Genomic DNA, 21,904 nt, shown 5'->3' on the forward strand with positions numbered 1-21,904 from the left:
ATTACTTATGCAACTTGTGCTGCTGGATTATTTATATTCTTCTGCTAAAAAGTATAAGTAGCGTTTCCAAGAGCGCTCATCGGCGCGGGCGTCATATCTATCGCTGCCAAATACGCTAAAGGCATGTGGCGCACCGCTGTAGGTAACCATCTCATGAGGTACTTTGGCTGCTTCTAAGGTCTTGCCCAAAGTCGCAAAGCTCTCTAGCGAGACAGATTGGTCAGCAGAACCGTGAAATACTAGGATTTCTCCCGTAGTTTTGTCATAGCTTTGACCGGTTGGAATATCAAAGGCACCGTGGAAGGGTACAAAGGCTTTTTGCTCAAAACCTGATCTTGCTAGCTCTAACGCGACCGTACCGCCGAAACAATAACCCATGGTCGTGCCTTTACGCACATCATTGCCTTGTAGTTGTCCTGCCGTCAATGCCCCTGCCAATATGCGACGCATTTTATTACGGTCATCATATAGCTCCCCAGTTAGGCGTTTGTTTTCTTCGATAGAAGTAGGGCGAATGCCTTGTCCAAACATATCGGCCGCCAATACGTTGTAGCCTTCAGCCGCTAACATATCAGCACGTTTGCGCTCATAGTCAGTTAGACCATCCCAATCATGAATCAATAAGATAAAAGGTGCATTAGCTTTGTCCGCCTTGGCGTAATAGCCTTCGTACGCTTTATCATCGACCGTATAGGTCACGTTTTTGGTCGTGATAGCAGCAGCCGTTTGACTGAACGTTAATGCTATTAGACCCATTGACGCGCCTACTAGCAATGAGTGATAAGGTTTTTTAGTCGGGGAGCCTAGAGTTGGTAACATGGTAGGTAGCCTTATAGTTATATAAAAAATAGTCGCATCATCAAATCCCTATAAATCCGCTACATCGTCATCCTCGCTAACCATACTAATGTATAGCTTGCGCTCGGTTTTCTTGTATCGAAATTATCTGAATCCAACAATATAAAAAAGATAAATATAAGGCTAAAACCCTGCCAATTTATTTATCAATAGTCTCTAGTACTGCATAAAAAGCATACCTTAAAGAATAACTACATTACAAGATTCTGTTGTTAACGTTTATGCGCCTTTAAGACCAACTAAAGCAGCTGGTTTATAGCGTCTATAGACCTTAACCAAACATCAACAAGGTTTACTATATACGCAACTATATTTGACCTATTTTTTGGGTAGTATAAGTCCTAAGCCTATTATTCCTTTACGAATTTTAGTGCGGTATCAATTTAACGATCGGCAATGCTGAAAACACAGACAAATAAATGACAGATGAAGTCACCACTATCTCAAAGGATATCAAACCTGTGTAGGCACTCTTTTAATGATTTAAAAGAGCACTCTCAATCTATTAGCTAGGACTTTTTATGAATAATAATATCGATCATACTGACCCCGCCAAAGACATGAATACTGAACGTGGTAATGGTGGCGAAACCCATCAGCGCGCAGGCGATGATACAAAAGTGTTGACCACGCAGCAAGGTGTGGCTATCGCTGATAATCAAAACTCTCTAAAAGCAGGCTCACGTGGGCCGACGCTATTAGAGGATTTTGTATTACGTGAAAAAATCAATCATTTTGACCATGAGCGTATCCCTGAGCGTATCGTCCATGCTCGTGGTAGTGCCGCACACGGTTATTTTGAGCTGACAGAATCACTAGAGGAATATACGACTGCCAAAGTATTGACCGAAACAGGTAGGCAAACGCCACTATTTACGCGTTTCTCAACAGTAGCAGGTAACAAAGGTTCAAAAGATACGCCACGTGATGTGCGCGGTTTTGCAGTGAAAATGTATACAGAAGAAGGTAACTGGGACATCGTTGGTAACAATATGCCAATCTTCTTTATCCAAGACGCGATGAAGTTTCCAGATTTGATTCACGCCGTAAAACCAGAACCAGATCGCGGTTTCCCGCAAGCGGCATCTGCTCATGATACGTTTTGGGATTTTGTCTCGTTAAGTCCTGAAACCATGCACAATCTAATTTGGCTGATGAGTGATCGCGGTCTGCCACGTAGCCTACGTATGATGGAAGGTTTTGGTATTCATAGCTATCGCTTAATCAACAAAGAAGGGAAGAGCACTTTTGTACGTTTTCATTGGAAGCCAGTACTAGGCGTACAGTCAACCACATGGGATGAGGCAGTGAAAATCTCAGGTGCGGATCCTGACTATCATCGCCGCGACTTGTTTGAGTCAATCAACAACGGTGACTATCCTGAGTGGGAGTTTGGCGTACAGTTATTTACTGAAGAAGAAGCCAATGAGTTTCCGTTTGACCATCTCGATGCGACCAAACTGATTCCAGAAGAATTGGTACCAGTAAAAGTCGTGGGTAAAATGGTATTGAACCGCTATCCAGATAATTTCTTTGCAGAAACTGAGCAGGTAGCATTCTGCCCATCACATCTGCCACCGGGTGTTGATTTTAGTAATGACCCACTATTGCAAGGTCGTTTGTTCAGTTATCTAGACACACAGCTATCACGTCTAGGGTCGCCAAACTTTGCCCAGATTCCTATCAATGCGCCAAAATGTCCGTTTGCTAACAATCAGCAAGATGGTCATATGCAGATGCAAGTGCCTAAGACGCGTGTACTCTATGAGCCCCAAAGTCTAGATCCAACTCGTCCTCGTGAAAGCGCTAAACGTGGTTTCAACTCATTCCATGAGCAACTAGATGATGGCGTAAAAGGCCGCGTACGTGACGAGAGCTTTGCCGATCATTATAGTCAGCCACGTATGTTCTATCGTAGTCAGACAGCAACTGAGCAAGCACATATCGCCACCGCTTATGCGTTTGAGCTAGGTAAAGTAGACACAGCCCATGTACGTACGCGTATGCTTAGCCATTTGATTCATATCGATGAAGACTTGGCCAATCGCGTAGCAACGGCATTGGGTATGGAGCTACCAGAGCCAGCTGATGCAGCTGCACCTGTCCAAGACTTAGGAACTTCTAAAGCGGTACAAACTATCGGTCTAACGCCTGATAGTCTAAAAGGTCGTATGATCGGTATCTTGGTTGCAGAAGGCTCTAATAGTAGTGAAGTCAAAAAGTTCGAAGATGCTGCCAAAGCGCAGGGTGCTAGTGTCAAAATCGTAGCGCCTAACAAAGAAGTCGTATTGGATGATGGTACCCGTATACAAGCTGATGAGCGCCTCGCTGGTGGTCCGTCAGTGATGTTTGATGCTGTCGTTAGTATCATCATGCCTGACCAAGCTAAAAAGCTGGCAAAAGACAGCTCAGCACTAGATTGGTTCAACGATGCGTTCAACCATTGCAAAGCCATCGCCTATTGCGGCGCGACTGATGAATTTATCCTAAGTAAACTCCCAGTTGAAAAAGATGAATTTGTAACGCCATTGGCTGAGCTAGATGCCTTTATCAGCAATGCTAAGTCTCGCCTATGGGAACGTGAGCCAAAGGTTCGTGATCTTGCATAGTTTATAAGTAGGTAATTTACGAATTATCCAAAATACTAAATAAGATACTAAGTGTTTCCTTAAACCCAGCCTAAGCGCTGGGTTTTTTGCTTTTTACTAATAAGGTGAGAGTTATCATGGATAGAATTATATAGGCGGTTATGAGTAGTAAGTTGTCCATAGTTAATTGTTAGCCGCATCGTCTCTTTATGTCGCCTTACTCTTGTATATAGTCACAAGCGTTCACTCAAAGTCATTTTATTTATGGTGACGGGCGCTATACTAAAGATTGGCTATAAAACTGAACAAAAGCCTCACAATAATAACGACGAATGAGGTAGGGAACACCAATGAGTCTATGTGAAATTGTACGTTTAGAAGGATATATCCAGAGTAGCTATCTGGCAGTATATCCAGATAAAATAATGCTGTTAGATGGCTGCTGCCGTGCTGATGTGCCGATGGTGCTTAACTATATTAAGACAACGTTAAAACGACCTATCACCGACCTAAAAGTAGTAGTGGTCACGCATATGCATCCGGATCATGCAGGTGGTGCGAATAAGTTTCGAGAAAAGACTGGCTGTCTAATTGTCTCAGCAGATAAAAAAAAGCAATGGTATAGCGGTATTGGCGGGTACACGATGCACTTCGTAGATATACATCTAGGATATTATGTGGCCAGACGTCAAGGTAAACCATTTAAAAACCTATATTACTCGGCAAGTCTGAAACCAGATATCACTGTCACAGATGGCGAGCTTGTGCCACATTTTGATGAATGGCAAGTATTAGAGACCCCAGGTCACACGGATCGCGATTTGTCTTTGTTTCATCTGCCCAGTCGCGAAGTATACACCGCTGATTTAATCATTAAGTTGCGACACAAGTTCGTAGCACCATTTCCTGTCTACTACCCTAAAGACTATGTTCAATCGCTAAAAAAAATCAGGGCATTGCAACCGTCAATGGTGATGATGGCACATGGTCGAGAGCTAGCGATGAGTGAGGCAGAGTTCGATGAGTTTATTGCTCATGCACCTAAGCACCCACGTACCATCAAAGATACGATCAGACACAAACTACTATGGCGCAAGAGAGATAACTTTCGACTGTTTAAACGTAAGCATAATAAATAGAGGTATATAAAAGCTAAGAAACAACATTTAAAACGCCCAGACGAAAAAAAGCCCAATTACTAAGATAGTAACTGGGCTTTCTAAATATGGTGGGCTGTCCGCGACTCGAACGCGGGACCAATTGATTAAAAGTCAACTGCTCTACCAACTGAGCTAACAGCCCTGAAGAGTATATAAAAAAGCGATGCTTTTTAACTCTACAAGAGAAAATTCTAACTAAAGAACTTTCTAAAACTAAACATCTTAACGATGTCTTTTAAACTTATCTTTATCAGTCTACTACCGGATAGGGCAGAACGATTAATAAAGATTAAACTAAATATGGTGGGCTGTCCGCGACTCGAACGCGGGACCAATTGATTAAAAGTCAACTGCTCTACCAACTGAGCTAACAGCCCTAACGTTTAAAGTGTTTGTATCCCTAAACGTGAGAGCACATTATATATATTATTATGACAATTACAACCCCACATGATAAAAAAAGTGTAATTCTCTTATAAAATCGCCAATTTATTCCAGTTTCTTTAAATTTTTGCCATTATATCGATATTGACTGCTCTATTTTTGGCTAAAGCGAGTCAATAATCGATTATTAGTCTCGAGAAAGTGCTTCAACAGGATCTAATTTGGCGGCATTACGTGCTGGCAAGAATCCAAATACTACGCCAATTAACGTCGAACAAACAAAAGCAGCAATAATAGAGGTTGATGAATAGATAACTTTGAAATTATCACCGCCCACACTATTAATTAATTCACCAATGGCAAAGGCCAGTCCAATACCAATCAGCCCTCCTAAAATACAGACCAGAACGGCCTCAATAAGGAACTGCTGCATGATATCGCTCTGACGTGCGCCTACTGCCATACGTACGCCAATCTCGTTGGTGCGCTCGGTGACAGAGACTAGCATAATATTCATCACCCCAATACCGCCGACGATCAATGAAATAACAGCGACTGATGAAATAAGTAGAGTCATCGTTCCTGTCGTCGACTCGATTGTTTGACGAATAGAGTCTGAATTACGCAGCTCAAAGTCATCTTTACCATGGCGACTCTCTATTAAATCAGAGATGGCCGTCTCTGCGGCACTAGAAGAGATACTGTCATCTAACAACGCCACAAAGCGGTCGATATTGGTACTACCAGTGACACGCGACATCACCGTTGTATAAGGCATATAGATGGTAGGCGTCGTCACACTGGGGCCAAAGCCACCATCGCTCTCTTCGAGGACGCCAATTACGCGTCCAGGTACACTACCAACCAGTATCACCTCACCAACAGGATTATCAATATCTGAGAAAAAGGTCTGTTTAGCGTTGTCATCGATGATGATATCTTGACTACGTAATGTAATGCTTTTTGCATCAAACCCTTGGCCCAATGTTAATGTCTCACCAGTGACGTTTAGATAGTCTTCACCAACGCCATTGACGGTAGCATCCTCTTGTATATTACGATAGCGGACACTAGAGCTGGCATTTACCTGAGGGCTGACACTGATAATATAGGGCTGATTGCCGACCGCCTCTGCATCTTCTGGTGTCAAATTGTCATCATTATAGCGGCGTCTAGGATCGCCTCTAGGGTAGCCATCATTGACGGTAATGGTATTGGTACCTAACGAGCTGATATTGGCAAGGATTTGCTGCTGAGAGCCTTGTCCAAGGCCTACGATAGATACGACTGCGGCAATACCGATAATAATGCCGAGCATAGTTAGTAGAGTACGCATCTTATGCGCGCGCATGGCAAGCAAAGACATTTTAAACGCTTCAAGCAGTCGATCAATAAAACTACCAAAGGCACTTTTTCGATGCTCGCCAAGGATAGATTCTGGTTTTTTGTCTGTGTGCTTATAATGCTCAGTTTGATAGTCAGCGATGACATGGCCATCTTTGAGCTCAATCACACGCTCCGCTTGTGCTGCTAGTTTTGGATCATGAGTGACCATGATAATGGTATGACCTTGTGCGCTGAGGTCATGCAAAATCGCCATGACATCTTCGCCAGACTTACTGTCTAGGGCACCAGTTGGCTCATCTGCTAAGATAACATCGCCACCATTCATCAGTGCACGAGCGACAGAAACACGCTGCTGCTGTCCACCTGAGAGCTGATTGGGACGATTGTTGACCTTATTGCCAAGGCCGAGGTCAGTTAGTAGCTTCTCAGCACGATTGGTGCGTGCCTCGGTATCCATGCCCGCATACACGGCAGGGACGGCGACGTTGTCTTTGGCACTGATATCACCAAGCAAATGATAGCGCTGAAAAATAAAACCAAAGTGCTCACGGCGCAGTTCTGCTAGCTGATCGGCATCAAGCTTACGGGCGGATTGACCATAAATCTTATAATCACCAGCAGTGGCTTGATCTAGACAACCTAAGATATTCATCAAGGTGGACTTACCAGAGCCTGATTGTCCAATGATGGCAACCATCTCACCTTGGTGAATCGTCAGATTGATATCATGCAAGACGCGAATGGTTTGCTCACCAGCAGGGAACTCTCTGATAATGCCAGACAGCTCCATAATGGGCTTGCCTGATGCAGGATGGTTAGCGGTATTGGTTTTTGCCGGATTACTTAAGTTATCTGAGCTGTTTGAAGGGTTAGCAGTAGTGTGTGACCCTAAGTTTTGAGCCGTGCTACTTTCAGAGCTATCTTCACTCGACGGTTTAGGAGATTGAGATATAGTCATAGCAGTGTCTTTAATAAAGGCTAATAAGCGTTATAGTGTTGTTATGAAAGGGCTGCTATGTTTTTAGCAAGCCTTTCTTACTCAACATAGTCAAAGCACAAGTTACATTTGAGGTCCACCAGGTACGCGGCCGCTATCTGATTTCTTACCGCTCTCTTCACTGATGATTACTTCTTCCCCTTCTTTCAAACCACTTAAGATTTGCGCATTTACTCGGTTATCAATACCGACTTCTACTGTACGCTCTTCTACGGTTCCGTCCTCTTTTAATACACGTACAAACTTGCCGGTGGCTGCTTTGCCTTTTTCTTTACCTTTAGTTCGCTTTTCTTGTATCACTGTTGATGGTACTAATAGAGTATTTTTGGCTTCGTTGACGATGATATATATCTGTGCCGTCATATCGATTCGAAACAAGCGGTCAGGGTTTGGTACTTCTACGTAGCCGACGTAATAGATAGCAGCGTCTGTCGAGCTGGTGCTACTGATCTGCTCTGGGGCAGGTTCGATAGCGGTTAATGTCGCATCATACTGTTTGTCTGGATTACCGATAATATTGAAATAAGCAGGCATACCAGCACTGACATTGATAACGTCAGCTTCGGAGATTTGCGCGTTGATACGCACGGTCGATAAATCCGCTAGCGTCACCAATGTGGGCGCCGTTTGGTTAGCATTGACCGTAGTACCTTGCTCAGTCGTAATAGAAACGACTGTACCTGATATTGGTGCACGAATCGTGGTATAGCTTAGATCTTCTTCAGCAGTACTGACGTTGGTTCGTGATTTGCGTAGCGCTGCTTGCTGACTGTTTATATTGGCTTCTGTGGTCGCAATCGCGGCTTTAGCTGTGTCGATAGCCGCACGTGCATTGGCAACGGCTGCTTTTGCAGTCTCGACACTGGTCGCCTGCGTGTCATATTCTTGTTGTGAGATAGCATCGATAGCGACTAAGTCTTGCAAACGCGCAAAGTCAGACTGTGCTTGTTTGAGCTCAGACTGACGGCTGGCAAGATCAGCATAGGCACTTTTTAGACTGGCTTGTTTGCTCAACGATTCTGCTTGCGCACTTTGTAGCGCGGCTTCGCTTTGCTCAAGACTGGCTTGTTCATTGCTCAGGCTGTTCTTCTGAGTCACTTGATCAATCTGCGCAATCAAATCGCCTTGCTTGACTTCGTCACCGACTTCAACGTACAGGCGTTTTACTTCACCAGATACCTGTGCCCCTACATCGACGGTGTTTAACGCTTTTACTTTACCGGACGCCATGACATTGTTTTCAATATCACCGACTTCAACGGTTGCGGTTAAGTAGTTGGGTGTGGTTTCTTCTGGTTTTAAAAAAGTATAGGCCAAAGCCCCTAATGCTACGATAATTAAGGTGATGACACCCCATTTGATAGCAGACTTTTTGCTTATTTTGCGCATGACAACAATCCAATCACAATTAAATCAAGTGTAGATATAGTAGAGGCTTCACCTACAAAAGGGAATGGAAATTAGTTTACGAAAGGTTAAGGTAGCCAAGAATAGAGACAGGTACAGAAAAGAAATGCTTACTAAAAATCAATAAAACGGAGATTATAGGAGAACAAGATAGGGTAGTAAAATCTAGATTTACAGCGTTTAAATGTATAAACCAGTAAGAGAAGAGATGGATAACTTGTTAATAGTAGAAACAATAAAAGGTGGTGACAAGCGGATCAGTCTTAGCGCATAGCAAATAAACGCTTACCTGCGAGCTCTAGTGCCGCTTGCAATAATAGCTCCCATGCTGGCTGACGAATTAGACCTTTAATAGCTTGGTCACAGCGGTAAAGCAGAGCAGGCCATTCGATCGTTTGTTGTTTTGACTGACGACGGCAGGCTTGTTGGTATAACCCTTGTTTACTACGCCAAATGCCTAATGCTTGAGGGTCTTGACCGTCCATAAGTTGAATGATTTGACGCATGTCTTTGCTGATAGCCCAAAGCACTAAAGTAGTGGGCTCATCGGTCGACTTTAGCTGAAACATGATTTTGGCAACCTGCGTACTATTGCCCGCAAGCATCGCATCAGACAAATCAAACACACTAAACTGCGCATCGCTGACCAACGCTGCTTGTAGGTCTGCAATATCCAATGCCACATTATTCACAGGTTGTGAAAAGCTATTAGATTGTTCGGTGCTATTGTCAGTAGCACTATCTTCACTAGTACGGCTATTAGCCACTAGCTGCGGTGCAAACAGATAAGACAATCGCCATAGGGTTTGATAAGCACTTAGCAAATGATGCTCAGTGTGTGACATGAGTAGCTGCCACGCTTCTTGAGACAGTCGTAAGCCAAACTTCTGAGCTTGTATTTGTAATAGCTGTTGGCGCTGCTGCTCATTGTATAAATTGCAATCAATGACATTGCCATATTGCGCAAAAGGAGCAAACCATTTGCTGCTCTGGCTGCGTTTGTCCTGCTTAGGTGTGAGCCACAACACACTATGACCGTGTGTGCCCGCTTGCGCCTCGACCGCGAAACGTTCCAATTCAGCGATAACTGCTTTGTCGGGTTTATGGTTGCCCGTCACGATTAAGGCACTGGCGTCATCAAATAAAGACTGACTGCCAAGCTCAGACAGTACTTCTTGCCAACTCTTGACAGAAATCAGCTCTATACGTTTGATTGCATAGTTCTGCGCGCGCCAATGTGGACGCAGCGCATCTATCAACCATTGACTCAGTAGTGGCTCGTCACCGTGCGCCAGCCACAAGCCAGCTACCGCAACCGAGGGCTGCAGTAGTTTTGGATAGGCTTTGATGAAAGTATCTTGCATAGCGTGGTGTTACACAGGTTAATGAGCAGGTAATGCCAGTTCCAAAAATATGCTCAGCAGTGTCAAGCTAGCCCAGTCTACTCAAGGTAGTACTTACACTCGCTTAGTTTTCTACTCATATTTCTATAAATGGTATCGTTTGATAATCAGAACGACTAACTATTCTGGTTTTGGTACGACGACAACGGTTGGTGTCACACCTTTATTCATCTGCACAGACTGCTTGGTAGCAGGTGCGACCTTTGGAAGCGAGATTGCGACGTACTGGTCAGTGATACGGCGGGCTAAAGTATCATAGAGCCAATCGCGAGTCTGATCGCCTTGCTGATCGTCAGTACTGACAGATGCTTCGTTGTACTGATAGCTTCGCTCGACCTGAATGGGGTTGCTTAGTGTCACAGGCTTACCATTTTCCATCGTTTGATAGCTGACATCTGCTGATAGTACCAAGCGAATCTCTGTTAATACCCCAACCAATTCGTAACGTTTAAAACGTACATTACGGATATCGATAGCGGCAATAGACTCAGCCCCTGCTTGTTGGTTATTACGAGCAACTTCTTCTGAGCTCATATTACCAATAACATCGACACCTAATGTCTTTAGGCGACGCGTCAATGGTAGTTTCAGCGGGAATGAGGTGCGATTGTCTTCGATAATAACAGCTGTTTTTTCGACGTCAAGCAGCATCGCTGAGTCGTAGCCACGCAGCTGGAAGCCACAGCCGCTAAGAGCAGCGGCTGCACCTACCACCGCAAACATTGGCAGCGTAGCAAGTAAGACTGCTCCGAGCTTTTGGCCATGGGACTTTTTGTTAGCTAGGCTGTGTGCGCTCGATTCTGGTTGCGCCTGCTCAGCTCGATGCTTGTATGACATAAACGCTATCCTCATATGATAAGAAGGCTTAGAGCACTAAGCCCAAAATACTTAGCCCAAGATACCTCAGCCTACAACCACGATGTTAACCAGTTTGTTAGGAACGACGATTTCTTTTTTGATCTCGCCAGTGATGAATTTTGCCACACTTTCCATAGTACGAGCTTGCTCTTTTAGCTGCTCAGGATCGCTGTTTGGTGCGACATCCATCTTACCACGCATCTTACCATTGACCTGTACCACCATGGTGATCATGTCCTGTACCAGCGCACTTTCATCCACGGTTGGGTAGTCCAATGTTAAGGTATCAAGACCCAACTGCTCAAGCAGATGCTCGCCAACGTGCGGCGCGTATACAGATAGCATAATTAGCAGATTGGTCAATGCTTCGTGTTTGACGTGCAGCTCTTGCTCATTACTCGCGTTAAAGCCAGTCAGCTCATTAGCAAGTTCCATCAGGCTTGATACTGGCGTGTTCAATGCCAGACGATCACCCAAATCACTGTCAATCTTAGCAATCGTTTCGTGCGTTTTACGACGTAAGTTTTTGGCTTCTTTGCTCAACCCGTCTGTGTTCAAGGTAGCACTATTAAGCGTATCAATATTGATATTGACGGCCGTTAGCGCTTGCATATGGTCGGTTGCAATGCGCCATACTTTTTTCACAAAGTTATAAGGGCCTTTTAGCGCGTCATCTGACCATTCAAGCGTTTGATCCGCAGGCGCAGTGAATAGCGTATATAGACGAACCGTATCAGCACCATATTTATCAATGGTTAGCTGTGGATCTACGCCATTGTTCTTTGATTTTGACATTTTTTCGATTTTACCAATCGTCACTGGCTGGCCGTCAGATTTTAAGATTGCTTTGATTGGTTGACCGCGTTCGTTGAAGTCAATATCGATGTCTTCTGCAAAGTAATAGGTCGTACTGCCATCTGCATTGACGCGGTAGAACGTACCAGCAAGCACCATGCCTTGGGTCATTAGATTGGCAAATGGCTCGTCGCCTGTGACTAAGTTTTCGTCACGCATCAGCTTGTGGAAGAAGCGTGCATACAATAGATGCATTACCGCATGCTCGACACCGCCGACGTATTGATCGACTGGCAACCATTTATTGGCAGCAGATTTATTGACCATGTTTTGCGCATCATTTGGGCTAGCAAAACGTGCATAGTACCAGCTAGATTCTACAAAAGTATCGAAGGTATCGGTCTCACGCTCAGCAGGGTTGCCGCATTTAGGACAAGTGGTATTGACAAATTCTGGGATGTTTTTAAGTGGGTTACCGCGACCATCAGGTACGACGTCGGTTGGCAACACAACTGGTAAGTCTTGCTCTTCAACAGGTACCGTACCACAATGCTCACAGTTGATCATTGGGATAGGGCAACCCCAATAGCGCTGGCGAGATACACCCCAATCACGTAGACGATACTGGATCTTTTTCTTAGCCAGCTCTTTTGGCTCAAGCTTAGCCAGCATTGCTTCAAATGCTTGCTCGAAATCTAGACCGTCAAACTCACCTGAATTAACCAAAGTGTTGCGTTCAGTATAAGCAAGATTCACTTCACTATCGTTCGCTTTGGCATCTACTTTTAGCTCATCAAAATAGCCATCAGGGGTATTGATGACTTGCTTGATTGGTAGGTCGTACTTAACCGCAAATTCATAATCACGCTCATCGTGAGCAGGCACAGCCATCACTGCGCCTGAGCCGTAGCTCATCAGTACATAGTTGGCGACCCAAACAGGCACTTCTTCGCCAGTTAAAGGGTGCGTCACAGTTAGACCTGTATCCATACCGATTTTCTCGGCTTTAGCAAGATCGGCCTCAGCCACTGAGCCTTTTTTGCAAAGGGCACAGAACTGGGCAATCATGTCGTCTTTTTCAGCAGCGTATTGGGCGAGTGGGTGCTCTGCGGCAACCGCGACATAAGTCACGCCCATCAAAGTATCAGGACGAGTGGTGAATACATCTAAGGTGTTTTCTTCGCCAGCAAGCTCATAAGGAAAATGGACTTCCATACCGGCACTACGACCAATCCAGTTGCGCTGCATGGTCAATACTTCAGAGGGCCAGTGACCTTCTAGTTGATCCAAATCGTCGAGCAATTCATCGGCATAGTCAGTGATGTTGAAGTAATACATGGGGATGTCACGTTTTTCGACTGCCGCACCACTACGCCAGCCTTTACCATCAATGACTTGCTCGTTTGCTAAGACAGTATTATCAACGGGATCCCAGTTGACCGTCGATAGCTTTTTGTAGACCAAGCCTTTTTTGTACAACTGCAAGAATAGCCACTGCTCCCACTGATAGTATTCAGGGCTACAAGTGGCAAACTCGCGTGACCAATCAATAGACAGGCCAAGTAGTTTTAGCTGCGCGCGCATATTGTCGATATTGGCAAATGTCCATGCCGCAGGTGGGGTTTGGTTGGCAATTGCCGCGTTTTCTGCTGGCAAGCCAAAACCATCCCAGCCCATTGGCTGCATGACCTCATACCCTTTTAGGCGGTAATAACGGCTTAAGACGTCAGAAATCGTATAGTTACGTACGTGGCCCATATGCAGCTTGCCGCTTGGGTAGGGGAACATTGACAGCATATAACGGCTTGGTTTGTCGCTTGGCTCATTGCTGACTTCAAAGCGCTTGTCAGTGGCCCATTTGGTCTGCTGCGCAGCTTCGATCGCTTGCGGGTTATAATGATGGTTGTCGGTTTGGTCTGCTGTCACGGCGTTGCTCATAGTCGGCTCGAAATTGGTTGATACTGATTTATTTAAGACGGATTTGTTTAATACTGTTCAAAATAGGTGGAATTTGACAATGCCATAGCATAGCGTAATTTGGCAAAAATTGCGACGATATGATGCATTTGCTCATCAGGTTTGACGATTAAAAGTGAGGTATTTTTTATATCCAGTCAGCCTTCGGTATAATAGAAACGTTCACCAGTATTTATGAGTAATGATAAGGAGTCATCATGACCATCACCATTTACGGTATCAAGTCTTGTAGCACGATGAAAAAGGCGTTCACTAAGCTTGACGAGCTGGGCGTTAGCTATGAGTTTCATGATTATAAAAAACAAGGTGTCGACAAAGAAGCAGTACAGCGCTGGGTAAATGCGTTAGGGGTTGATAAAGTGCTTAATAAGCGCGGTACGACGTGGCGCAAGCTAGACGATAGTCAAAAGCAGGCAGCTGATGCTAGTGTAGACACCGCGATAGGTTTACTCGTGGAAAATACCAGTATGATTAAACGTCCGATTGTAGAAGGTCAGTCGGCAGATAAAGATCAAGATCAAGCAGTATTACTATGCGGCTTCGATGAAGCGGAGTTTGATAAAGTTTTTTCGTAACATTGAGCTATAAAAACTAAGCTAGGCTTATTTGTTAAGTATAAAAATACATAAGAAAGCCCGAGCATTTGTATTCACTCGGGCTTTTCTATATTTAGCTTTTTTACATTTAGTATTGCTGTATTTTTCTAGCTCAATGATGAGTCTATCTCACGACTGATGAGCGTACCAACCCCTTCGTTAGTGAAAATCTCAAGTAAGGTCGCATGAGGGACACGGCCATCAACGATTACCGCGCTTTTGACGCCGCTACGTACCGCATCAAGCGCACATTGAATTTTAGGAATCATGCCGCCTGAGATAGTGCCATCTTCGATTAAGCTATCGACTTTCTTTGGCGTGAGTCCAGTCACCACTTCGCCATCACGGCCCAATACGCCTTTGATATTGGTTAATAGCATCAGCTTCTCTGCTTGTAAAAACTCCGCTACTTTACCCGCGACCAAATCCGCATTGATATTATAGGTATTGCCTTCAGCGTCAACGCCAAGTGGCGCGATTACGGGGATAAAATCTGAGGCAATTAACATGTTAATCACGTCTTTATTGACGCTGACCACATCACCAACAAATCCTAAATCAACTGGTACAGCGATACCGTCTGCGCCAATTTTTTCCATCATCAGTTTTTTGGCTTGAATCAAGTTGGCATCTTTACCTGTAAGACCAATCGCGCGACCGCCGTGTTTGTTAATCAGGCTAACAATCGATTTGTTGACGCTACCGCCCAAGACCATCTCTACGATATCCATGGTGCTTTTGTCAGTGACACGCATGCCATCGATACGGTCTGATTGACGGCCGAGCTCTTTTAGGAGGTTGTCAACTTGCGGGCCACCACCATGTACGACTACTGGATGCATACCGACTGTCTTTAGCAAAACGATATCGCGAGCAAATGAGCTCTCAAGCTCAGGGTCGGTCATGGCGTTGCCGCCGTATTTTACGACGATGAGTTTATCAACAAAACGCTGGATATAGGGCAGAGCAGTGGTCAATACTTCAGCGGTGTTTTTGGCATCATCTAAATTAAGCGTCATTACAAACTCCTAAGGGCCGGTTTTAAATTGGTTGTTTTTCTACTATGTCTAATGAGACAGTGATATATGTTTTATGAGGCTACTCCGCAGGAATAGCAAGAATCTGTTCAGCTAGTGCTGCGTTAAATGGTCGACATAAAGCGGCAAATGTCGCCTGAATATCTTTTAGGTCATCTATACTGTCACCTGCAAAGCGCGCGGTCAGGCTATTACTGGTATTTGATTGACGCAGTACGCCAAAGCCATGCGCAAAGTCTAAACGCACACCATCGATACAGTTCAGCTTGGTTCCTACAGGTAATAATTCATGTGTCTGTTTTAATGCTATTTGCGCTTTCGCAGTAGCGCAGGTACACACTGATGACTTGCATGTTATGGCAGTCAAGCCAGAGTTCTTTCGCTGCTGACTAGATGAAGAAATACTATGAGTAGACATATCTACTAGATGCTGCAAGTAGTGACAAAATCTGGTTAGTTGCTCTACAAGAGAGCAGTCGGTAGTAGCCGTCTGCGGCATTGGCAAGTAATGGTCAGCAGTACTGACTATAGTAGGTAAGCTATGGATGATATCTGCTAGCGGTTTTTTATCACTAACACCGTCATTAGTTTGGTCAAGCCAATGCAGCAACCGTAATGCAGCATACATCGCATCATCATAAGGGATAAAGCGGCTGTCATTAAAGATGAAATGCCCTGATAATTCACCAGCGAAGACAATTTGATTGTCAGGATGCTGTACCTGCTGGCGCATAAAGCTGCTGCCAGTCTTGCTAATCACAGGTGTAGTACCAAGCTCAGATAACAGTCTTGGTAAATGATGGGCGCACTTAATATCGAAAAGAACTTCAGACGCTAATAAAGAGGCGCTAAGAGAGTTAGGATGTTCAGTAATAGCAATACGTGCCAGTAGATAGAGCAAATGATCGGGCGTAACTATTTTGCCGTTGTTATCAACGATCATCAAACGATCGCCATCGCCATCAAACGCCAAGCCGATATCTGCTACGTGCAGCACAACGGCTCGTTGCAATTCGTTTAAGCGGTTTGGTTCGGTAGGGTCTGGATTACCAAGGGGGAAATTGCCATTGGGGGTATCATTGAGAAAAATAACATTCTGGCAAAAACGTTCGAACAAGCATTGAGCAATGCTACCAGTTGCACCGTGCATACAGTCAATAACTATGACCAAATCAAGTTTATAAGCGTTTTTTTGATTGGCTGCAGTTGCCGAGTGATTGTGCTGAAATAATTTTTCAAATACCTGCGCAATAGCATCGATATATACATTACCTACTTGATTAGTAGGTGATTGCTCAAGCAAATCTGTTGGCAATTTTGAGTCGTAGTTATTATCAATGCTTTCAATGTTTTCTGAATGCAAGACAGAATTTTTAGCTTGATTATCGGGATAGGTGTGATGACCATGATTGGCGGTGAGTTGATGATAGAGCGTCTGTATCTCTGAGCTGCTAGGGGACTTGTTATTTACTAACCATTTGATGCCTAGTATGTCTTTAGCAGAATGGCTTGCTGTTACGACAATGCCATGACCTTGATACTGCATTGCCCAAAATGCCATCATCGGCGTGGTAACCAGACCTAACTGGATTACGCGTAAACCATGATGAGCTAGTACAGTAGAGAGTGTATGTGCAATGGCTTCACTACCAATGCGCATATCATAACCGATAACGACAACATTCTGCTTAGTCTCAACAGAGGTACTAGCATTGATATTTCGAGACGGTTGGCTATCTTGGACATTGTAGAGAGTGGCAAAAGCATCGCCTAACGCTTGTATAAAACTGCTAGTAAAATACTGGTTGATACCACGAATATCATAAGCACGGAATAAGGATTGCTGCGCCGCAAAAGGTGGCATTGCTTACTCTCCTTATAACCGTGATAGGTGTTCAATGATAAATAAAAAATGAATAGCGCAAGGTTTTAGATATAGCTCAAGCAAAATTCTAATCGCTATCTAAAAAATTACTAGCAGGTTTGACCGTCAAAATAGCTACTATTGACGACCTGAATGTCCAAACCCGCCTGCACCACGTACGCTTTCATCACTGAATTCTGCAACCACTTCAAACTCAGGACGCGCAACAGGTACCACGATGTACTGTGCCATACGCTCAGCTGGATTAAGAATAAAGTCCTCGCTACTACGGTTCCAAATACTAACCATCAGCTCGCCTTGATAATCGGCATCGATTAACCCAACCAAGTTACCCAAGACGATACCGTGCTTATGGCCAAGACCTGAACGCGGTAAAATCATACCTGCATAATTAGGGTCTTGAATATAAACCGCAAGGCCTGTACCTATTAAATGGGTTTCACCTGCTTTAATCGTTAATGGCTCATCGATGCAAGCACGCAAATCAATACCTGCACTGCCATCGGTTGCACGAGTTGGTAGAGAAAACGCTTCGTCTTCAGTAATTTTAGGGTTTACCACTTTAACTTGTACAGCTTGCATAACACACTCACTTAACGATTTGATGGTTTTTTAAATTAGTACTTTGAACTAGGGTTTTAAACAAATAACAATTCTATATTTTAATTATTCAGTAATTCAGTAATTCAGTAATTCAGCAATCAGCTATAGTATCAACACGCTGGCCAATCCTAAAAAGGACATAAAGCCGACGATATCCGTGACAGTCGTTAAGATAACCGAAGCAGATAGAGCAGGGTCGATATTCATTCGTTTTAGCATCAGCGGTATGCTGATACCCGAGACATTAGCTGCAGTCATGTTGATTGCAATGGCAAAACCGATGACGGCACTGATCTTAATATCATGAAACCATAACTGAGCAATAAACGCCATAATTATCGCCCAGATGATACCGTTTATCGCACCCACCCACAGCTCTTTATTTAACAGCCAGACACGGTTAGAACCACCGATTTGCCCCATTGCCATCCCGCGGATAACGACCGTTAGCGTTTGCGAGCCAGCAATACCGCCCATACTGGCGACCACTGGCATCAATATCGCTAATGCCACAACTTGTGCTAGTACTTCTTCAAACTGTCCAATCACTGCTGCTGCCAATAGGGCAGTACATAAATTGATACCTAGCCAAACGCTACGGCTTTTAGCACTGGTTAGGATAGGGGCAAACAGCTCTTCATCTTGGCTAACACCAGCGAGGTTTTTCATGGTGCTGTCGACATCATCTTGGATAATCTCCATGATGTCTTCACCGTTTAGTTGACCAACCAGCTCGCCATGGCTATTGATGACGGGGGCAAAGCGGATGTCTTCTGAACGAAAAATCGCGGCTGCATCTTGAATATCCAAGCGATCATTAATTGTAATGGCAGTATCAATCAGCTCCGAGACTAATGTATTCTGTTTATGCTTGATTAAATCTACTAGACTCAGTAGCCCTAGCAATTGCTGGCTTTGATCGACAACTAACAGCTCTTGGCTCTCGTCATCGAGCAGGTCATCGTTTTCACGCAGCCACTCTTGTACATCTGCTAGGTAGATATCGTCCCTTATCTGGATAATATCTGGATCCATATAGCTACCCACTTCCCAGTCAGCATAAGTATCAAGCTTATTGACTTGGACCCGCGTCTCTTCGTCCAGCGTTGCCATGACTGAGGTACGTACGCTCTCAGTGACGGTATCCAAAATCTCAGAGATATCTTGAGCATCAAGGTCTTGGGTAAACAAGGAGATTTCTTGAGAAGAAATATTCTCCATCAACGGCTGGCGCGTATCGACATCTAGTTCGGCAAGTACCTCACCTTTGATATGCTCTGGCACCTGCGCCCAAATCAACAGACGGTTTTGAGTCGGGAAGGATTCTAGTAGGTTGGCAATCTCATATTCGGACTGCTTTTCCAAAAACTCTGTAATGGCCTCGTATGCTTTGTCAGCAACCAACCCCTGCAGATACAGAAGCTTATATTCGGCACTATATTCAGCCGAATTATAGTCTCCTGACAGCATGGCAGTTCGTTCCTGATTGGGCGTCGGGGTAGGCATAAGTGTTCCAAGTTTTTACAGTCAGTTTTTTATAGTATATAAAGAACAATAACAATGACGATTATAACAATCGCCTTTTGCGCAGTCTAAAGCGTGTTTTCGCAAGCGTTTACTTAAGTGTTTATTACTTAAGTGCTTAAATGTTTTGGTTAAGATTAACGCTTGCCCAGTAACGCTCGAATATTGGCCAAATATTCATCAGCAACAGCTTCTGGGTCTTTGGTCGCTTTTTTCTTTTTCGCTTTGGCAGGCCAGTCAACATGATCCTCAGGCAACTCATCCAAAAATCTTGATTCTGAGGTAACGCGCATCTGACCACCGGCACGGCGCTGGGTCGCTAGGGTCAATGTCAGCTCACGACGCGCACGGGTAATGCCCACGTACATCAGACGGCGCTCTTCTTCGACCGTCTCACTCATAATAGAGTTGCGATGCGGTAGCATTTCTTCCTCAAGACCCATAATATAAACAAAATCAAACTCCAAGCCCTTTGCCGCATGCAAGGTCATCAAGTTGACTTTGTTAGTGTTCTCTTCTTCTTGCTGTTGCTCGAGCATATCAAGCAAAACCAGCTTACGAATGATGGTATCAATAGTTCGGTCCTCGTCTTCTTCAGCACGACTAATCAAGGACTGAATACTGGTGTACAGCATATCGATATTATCGATACGGTTTTTTTCTTGTTGCGGCGTTTTGGCGTCGCTACGCACGAAATCAATATAACCTGTCTCATCAATCATCTGTCGTACGATCGGCACAGGGTCTGGGTGTTGATCCAGCTCACGCGTATAGTGCTCGATGAATTCACCAAACTCTTTTATCGTACCATAAGCCTTTGACGGCAATACATGAGTCAGGCCAGCGTGGGTACAAGAGGCCAGTAGCGATATGCTGTGCTCTTGCGCAAATAGACCGAGTTTTTCTAGCGTGGCAGGTCCCATACCGCGCTTGGGCGTATTGATAATACGCAAAAACGCACTGTCATCTTCAGGGTTCAAAATCAGGCGTAGATAGCCCATGATGTCTTTGATTTCACTACGCGCAAAGAATGATTGACCGCCTGATAATTTATAAGGCACTTGCAGCTGGCGCAGTTGTGCCTCTAGCATCCGTGCTTGAAAGTTGCTGCGGTACAGTACGGCATACTGTTCCCACTCATTACCAAAGCGCAGCTTGTGTGTGACGATTTCTTTGGCGACACGCTCGGATTCATCGTCGTCATTACGGCAGTTAATGATGCGGATTTTTTCGCCTTGACCTTTATCTGACCACAGTTTTTTCTCGAATAAATGCTCGTTATTTAGAATAACGGCGTTGGCCGAAGTCAAAATACGCGTGGTTGAGCGGTAATTTTGCTCAAGCATAACGATTTTCAGCTTTGGAAAATCTTCTTTTAGCAGGGCCATGTTTTCAGGCTTTGCCCCGCGCCATGCATAGATAGATTGGTCATCATCACCCACCACGGTGAAGCGACCTTGCGGGCCAACCAAATATTTAATCATCTCATACTGGGCGGTATTGGTATCTTGATACTCATCGACCAATAAATAGCGAATACGGTTCTGCCATTTGTCACGCAGTTCTCTATTTTCACGCAATATCTTGGTTGGCAATACAATCAAGTCATCAAAATCGACCGCATTGTAAGCACGCAAGTTACGCTCATAAAGCGCATATAACGTCGCGAAAATCATGTCTTCTGGATCGTCTAACGTTTCCATCGCCTTATCAGGCTCGACCAAGTCATTTTTCCAATCCGAAATCATTTTGATGGCTTTACCGACCAACTCGCGACTTTCAGCGCCACTTAGGTTGTCGCGCATCATCAGCTCCATCAGCAGTCGCTTGCTGTCGTCGCTGTCCATGATAGAGAAGTTGCCCTTTAATGGGGTATGAATCAGCTCGTAGCGCAAAAACTGTAGTCCAAACTGGTGAAACGTCGACACCGTTAGCCCGCGCATTTTTTCGCTTGGTAGCAGTTTGCTTACCCGCGCTTTCATCTCACGTGCCGCTTTATTGGTAAAGGTTACGGCGGTGATACGCTCAGCTGGCATGTCACACTCTTGGATTAGGTAAGCAATCTTACGCGTAATCACAGAGGTCTTGCCGGAGCCAGCCCCTGCAAGTACAAGTAATGGACCAGATACGTAGAGCATGGCCTCGGATTGTTTGGGATTGAGTTGACTCATAACGTGACCTGTAAGACAAAAGCAAAAAAGAGGGTAGCGCTGATATGACAAAGATAGATAAACGCAGCGCGCATCATCAAAACTCGTATCGTTGCGATATTTTAATAATCTTTATTATAAGAATAATAGAATTTAAGGTTTGATGATGGCATATCATAAAAATCTGGTGGGTCATTATAAAGCAAAAATGCTCACTTTGGGGGAGGACTTGGGTGATGAAAGTGGGGTATTTGGACACTTGATTTTTGACAAATAGCGTGACAGTGTTTGCTCGTAGCCAAAAGTACGGATTTGGGGTTAATATAAGGTAAGGT

14 protein-coding genes and 2 tRNA genes are annotated in these 21,904 nt (G+C 44.5%); 3 read left to right on the top strand and 13 right to left on the bottom strand.

Going from position 1 to position 21,904, the window contains the following annotated elements:
* Window positions 1-27: 27 nt before the first annotated feature.
* Window positions 28-819, bottom strand: a complete 792-nt coding sequence (locus ACS8FA_RS18475; protein ID WP_439267425.1) for a dienelactone hydrolase family protein — start codon at window positions 817-819, stop codon at window positions 28-30.
* 560 nt (window positions 820-1,379) lie between these two features.
* Here ACS8FA_RS18475 and ACS8FA_RS18480 point away from each other — a divergent pair.
* Together ACS8FA_RS18480 and ACS8FA_RS18485 are read left to right on the top strand one after the other, a co-directional pair.
* Window positions 1,380-3,467 carry a catalase gene (locus ACS8FA_RS18480; RefSeq protein WP_439267423.1) on the top strand — a complete coding sequence of 696 codons (2,088 nt, stop codon included), beginning with the start codon at window positions 1,380-1,382 and terminating at the stop codon, window positions 3,465-3,467.
* 329 nt (window positions 3,468-3,796) lie between these two features.
* Entirely contained in the window at window positions 3,797-4,585 is a 789-nt protein-coding gene (locus ACS8FA_RS18485; RefSeq protein ID WP_439267421.1) for an MBL fold metallo-hydrolase, read from the top strand.
* 87 nt (window positions 4,586-4,672) lie between these two features.
* Here ACS8FA_RS18485 and ACS8FA_RS18490 read toward each other — a convergent pair.
* The 7 genes from ACS8FA_RS18490 to leuS all read right to left on the bottom strand — a co-directional run bounded on the left by ACS8FA_RS18490 (window position 4,673) and on the right by leuS (window position 13,735).
* Window positions 4,673-4,748: transfer RNA gene (locus ACS8FA_RS18490), tRNA-Lys, on the bottom strand.
* Window positions 4,749-4,907: 159 nt separating this feature from the next.
* A tRNA-Lys gene (locus ACS8FA_RS18495) sits at window positions 4,908-4,983 on the bottom strand.
* A 194-nt stretch (window positions 4,984-5,177) separates the two neighbouring features.
* Entirely contained in the window at window positions 5,178-7,127 is a 1,950-nt protein-coding gene (locus tag ACS8FA_RS18500) for a MacB family efflux pump subunit (RefSeq protein ID WP_227684577.1), read from the bottom strand.
* Between the two features lie 270 nt (window positions 7,128-7,397).
* On the bottom strand, window positions 7,398-8,723 hold the full coding sequence (locus ACS8FA_RS18505) for an efflux RND transporter periplasmic adaptor subunit (protein ID WP_160021558.1): 1,326 nt from the start codon (window positions 8,721-8,723) through the stop codon (window positions 7,398-7,400).
* Window positions 8,724-9,004: 281 nt separating this feature from the next.
* A complete protein-coding gene (gene holA / locus ACS8FA_RS18510) occupies window positions 9,005-10,105 on the bottom strand; it encodes a DNA polymerase III subunit delta (RefSeq protein WP_439265675.1) in 1,101 nt (366 codons plus the stop codon).
* 159 nt (window positions 10,106-10,264) lie between these two features.
* The gene (locus tag ACS8FA_RS18515) at window positions 10,265-10,981 is read right to left on the bottom strand and encodes an LPS-assembly lipoprotein LptE (protein ID WP_439265673.1); all 717 of its coding nucleotides are present in this window, start codon (window positions 10,979-10,981) and stop codon (window positions 10,265-10,267) included.
* Between the two features lie 66 nt (window positions 10,982-11,047).
* Window positions 11,048-13,735, bottom strand: coding sequence for a leucine--tRNA ligase (gene leuS, locus ACS8FA_RS18520; RefSeq protein WP_439265671.1), 2,688 nt, complete (start codon window positions 13,733-13,735; stop codon window positions 11,048-11,050).
* A 236-nt stretch (window positions 13,736-13,971) separates the two neighbouring features.
* Here leuS and ACS8FA_RS18525 point away from each other — a divergent pair, with 236 nt between their 5' ends.
* Window positions 13,972-14,349, top strand: coding sequence for an arsenate reductase (locus tag ACS8FA_RS18525; RefSeq protein WP_439265669.1), 378 nt, complete (start codon window positions 13,972-13,974; stop codon window positions 14,347-14,349).
* Between the two features lie 128 nt (window positions 14,350-14,477).
* Here the strand turns inward: ACS8FA_RS18525 and argB are convergent, their stop codons facing one another.
* The 5 genes from argB to ACS8FA_RS18550 form a co-directional block, all read right to left on the bottom strand.
* Complete coding sequence (argB, locus tag ACS8FA_RS18530) at window positions 14,478-15,389, bottom strand: acetylglutamate kinase (RefSeq protein ID WP_057758912.1); 912 nt, start codon at window positions 15,387-15,389, stop codon at window positions 14,478-14,480.
* A 79-nt stretch (window positions 15,390-15,468) separates the two neighbouring features.
* Window positions 15,469-17,271, bottom strand: coding sequence for a phosphohexomutase domain-containing protein (locus ACS8FA_RS18535; protein WP_439265667.1), 1,803 nt, complete (start codon window positions 17,269-17,271; stop codon window positions 15,469-15,471).
* Window positions 17,272-17,409: 138 nt separating this feature from the next.
* A complete protein-coding gene (dut, locus tag ACS8FA_RS18540) occupies window positions 17,410-17,874 on the bottom strand; it encodes a dUTP diphosphatase (RefSeq protein WP_371546940.1) in 465 nt (154 codons plus the stop codon).
* A gap of 123 nt (window positions 17,875-17,997) precedes the next feature.
* Window positions 17,998-19,401 carry a magnesium transporter gene (mgtE, locus tag ACS8FA_RS18545; protein WP_101206268.1) on the bottom strand — a complete coding sequence of 468 codons (1,404 nt, stop codon included), beginning with the start codon at window positions 19,399-19,401 and terminating at the stop codon, window positions 17,998-18,000.
* A 155-nt stretch (window positions 19,402-19,556) separates the two neighbouring features.
* Window positions 19,557-21,590 (bottom strand): UvrD-helicase domain-containing protein, encoded by a 2,034-nt coding sequence (locus ACS8FA_RS18550; protein ID WP_439265665.1) that lies wholly within the window; start codon window positions 21,588-21,590, stop codon window positions 19,557-19,559.
* Between the last annotated feature and the right edge of the window lie 314 nt (window positions 21,591-21,904).

This window comes from Psychrobacter sp. 1Y1 (assembly GCF_051847395.2).
Taxonomy (GTDB): Bacteria; Pseudomonadota; Gammaproteobacteria; order Pseudomonadales; family Moraxellaceae; genus Psychrobacter.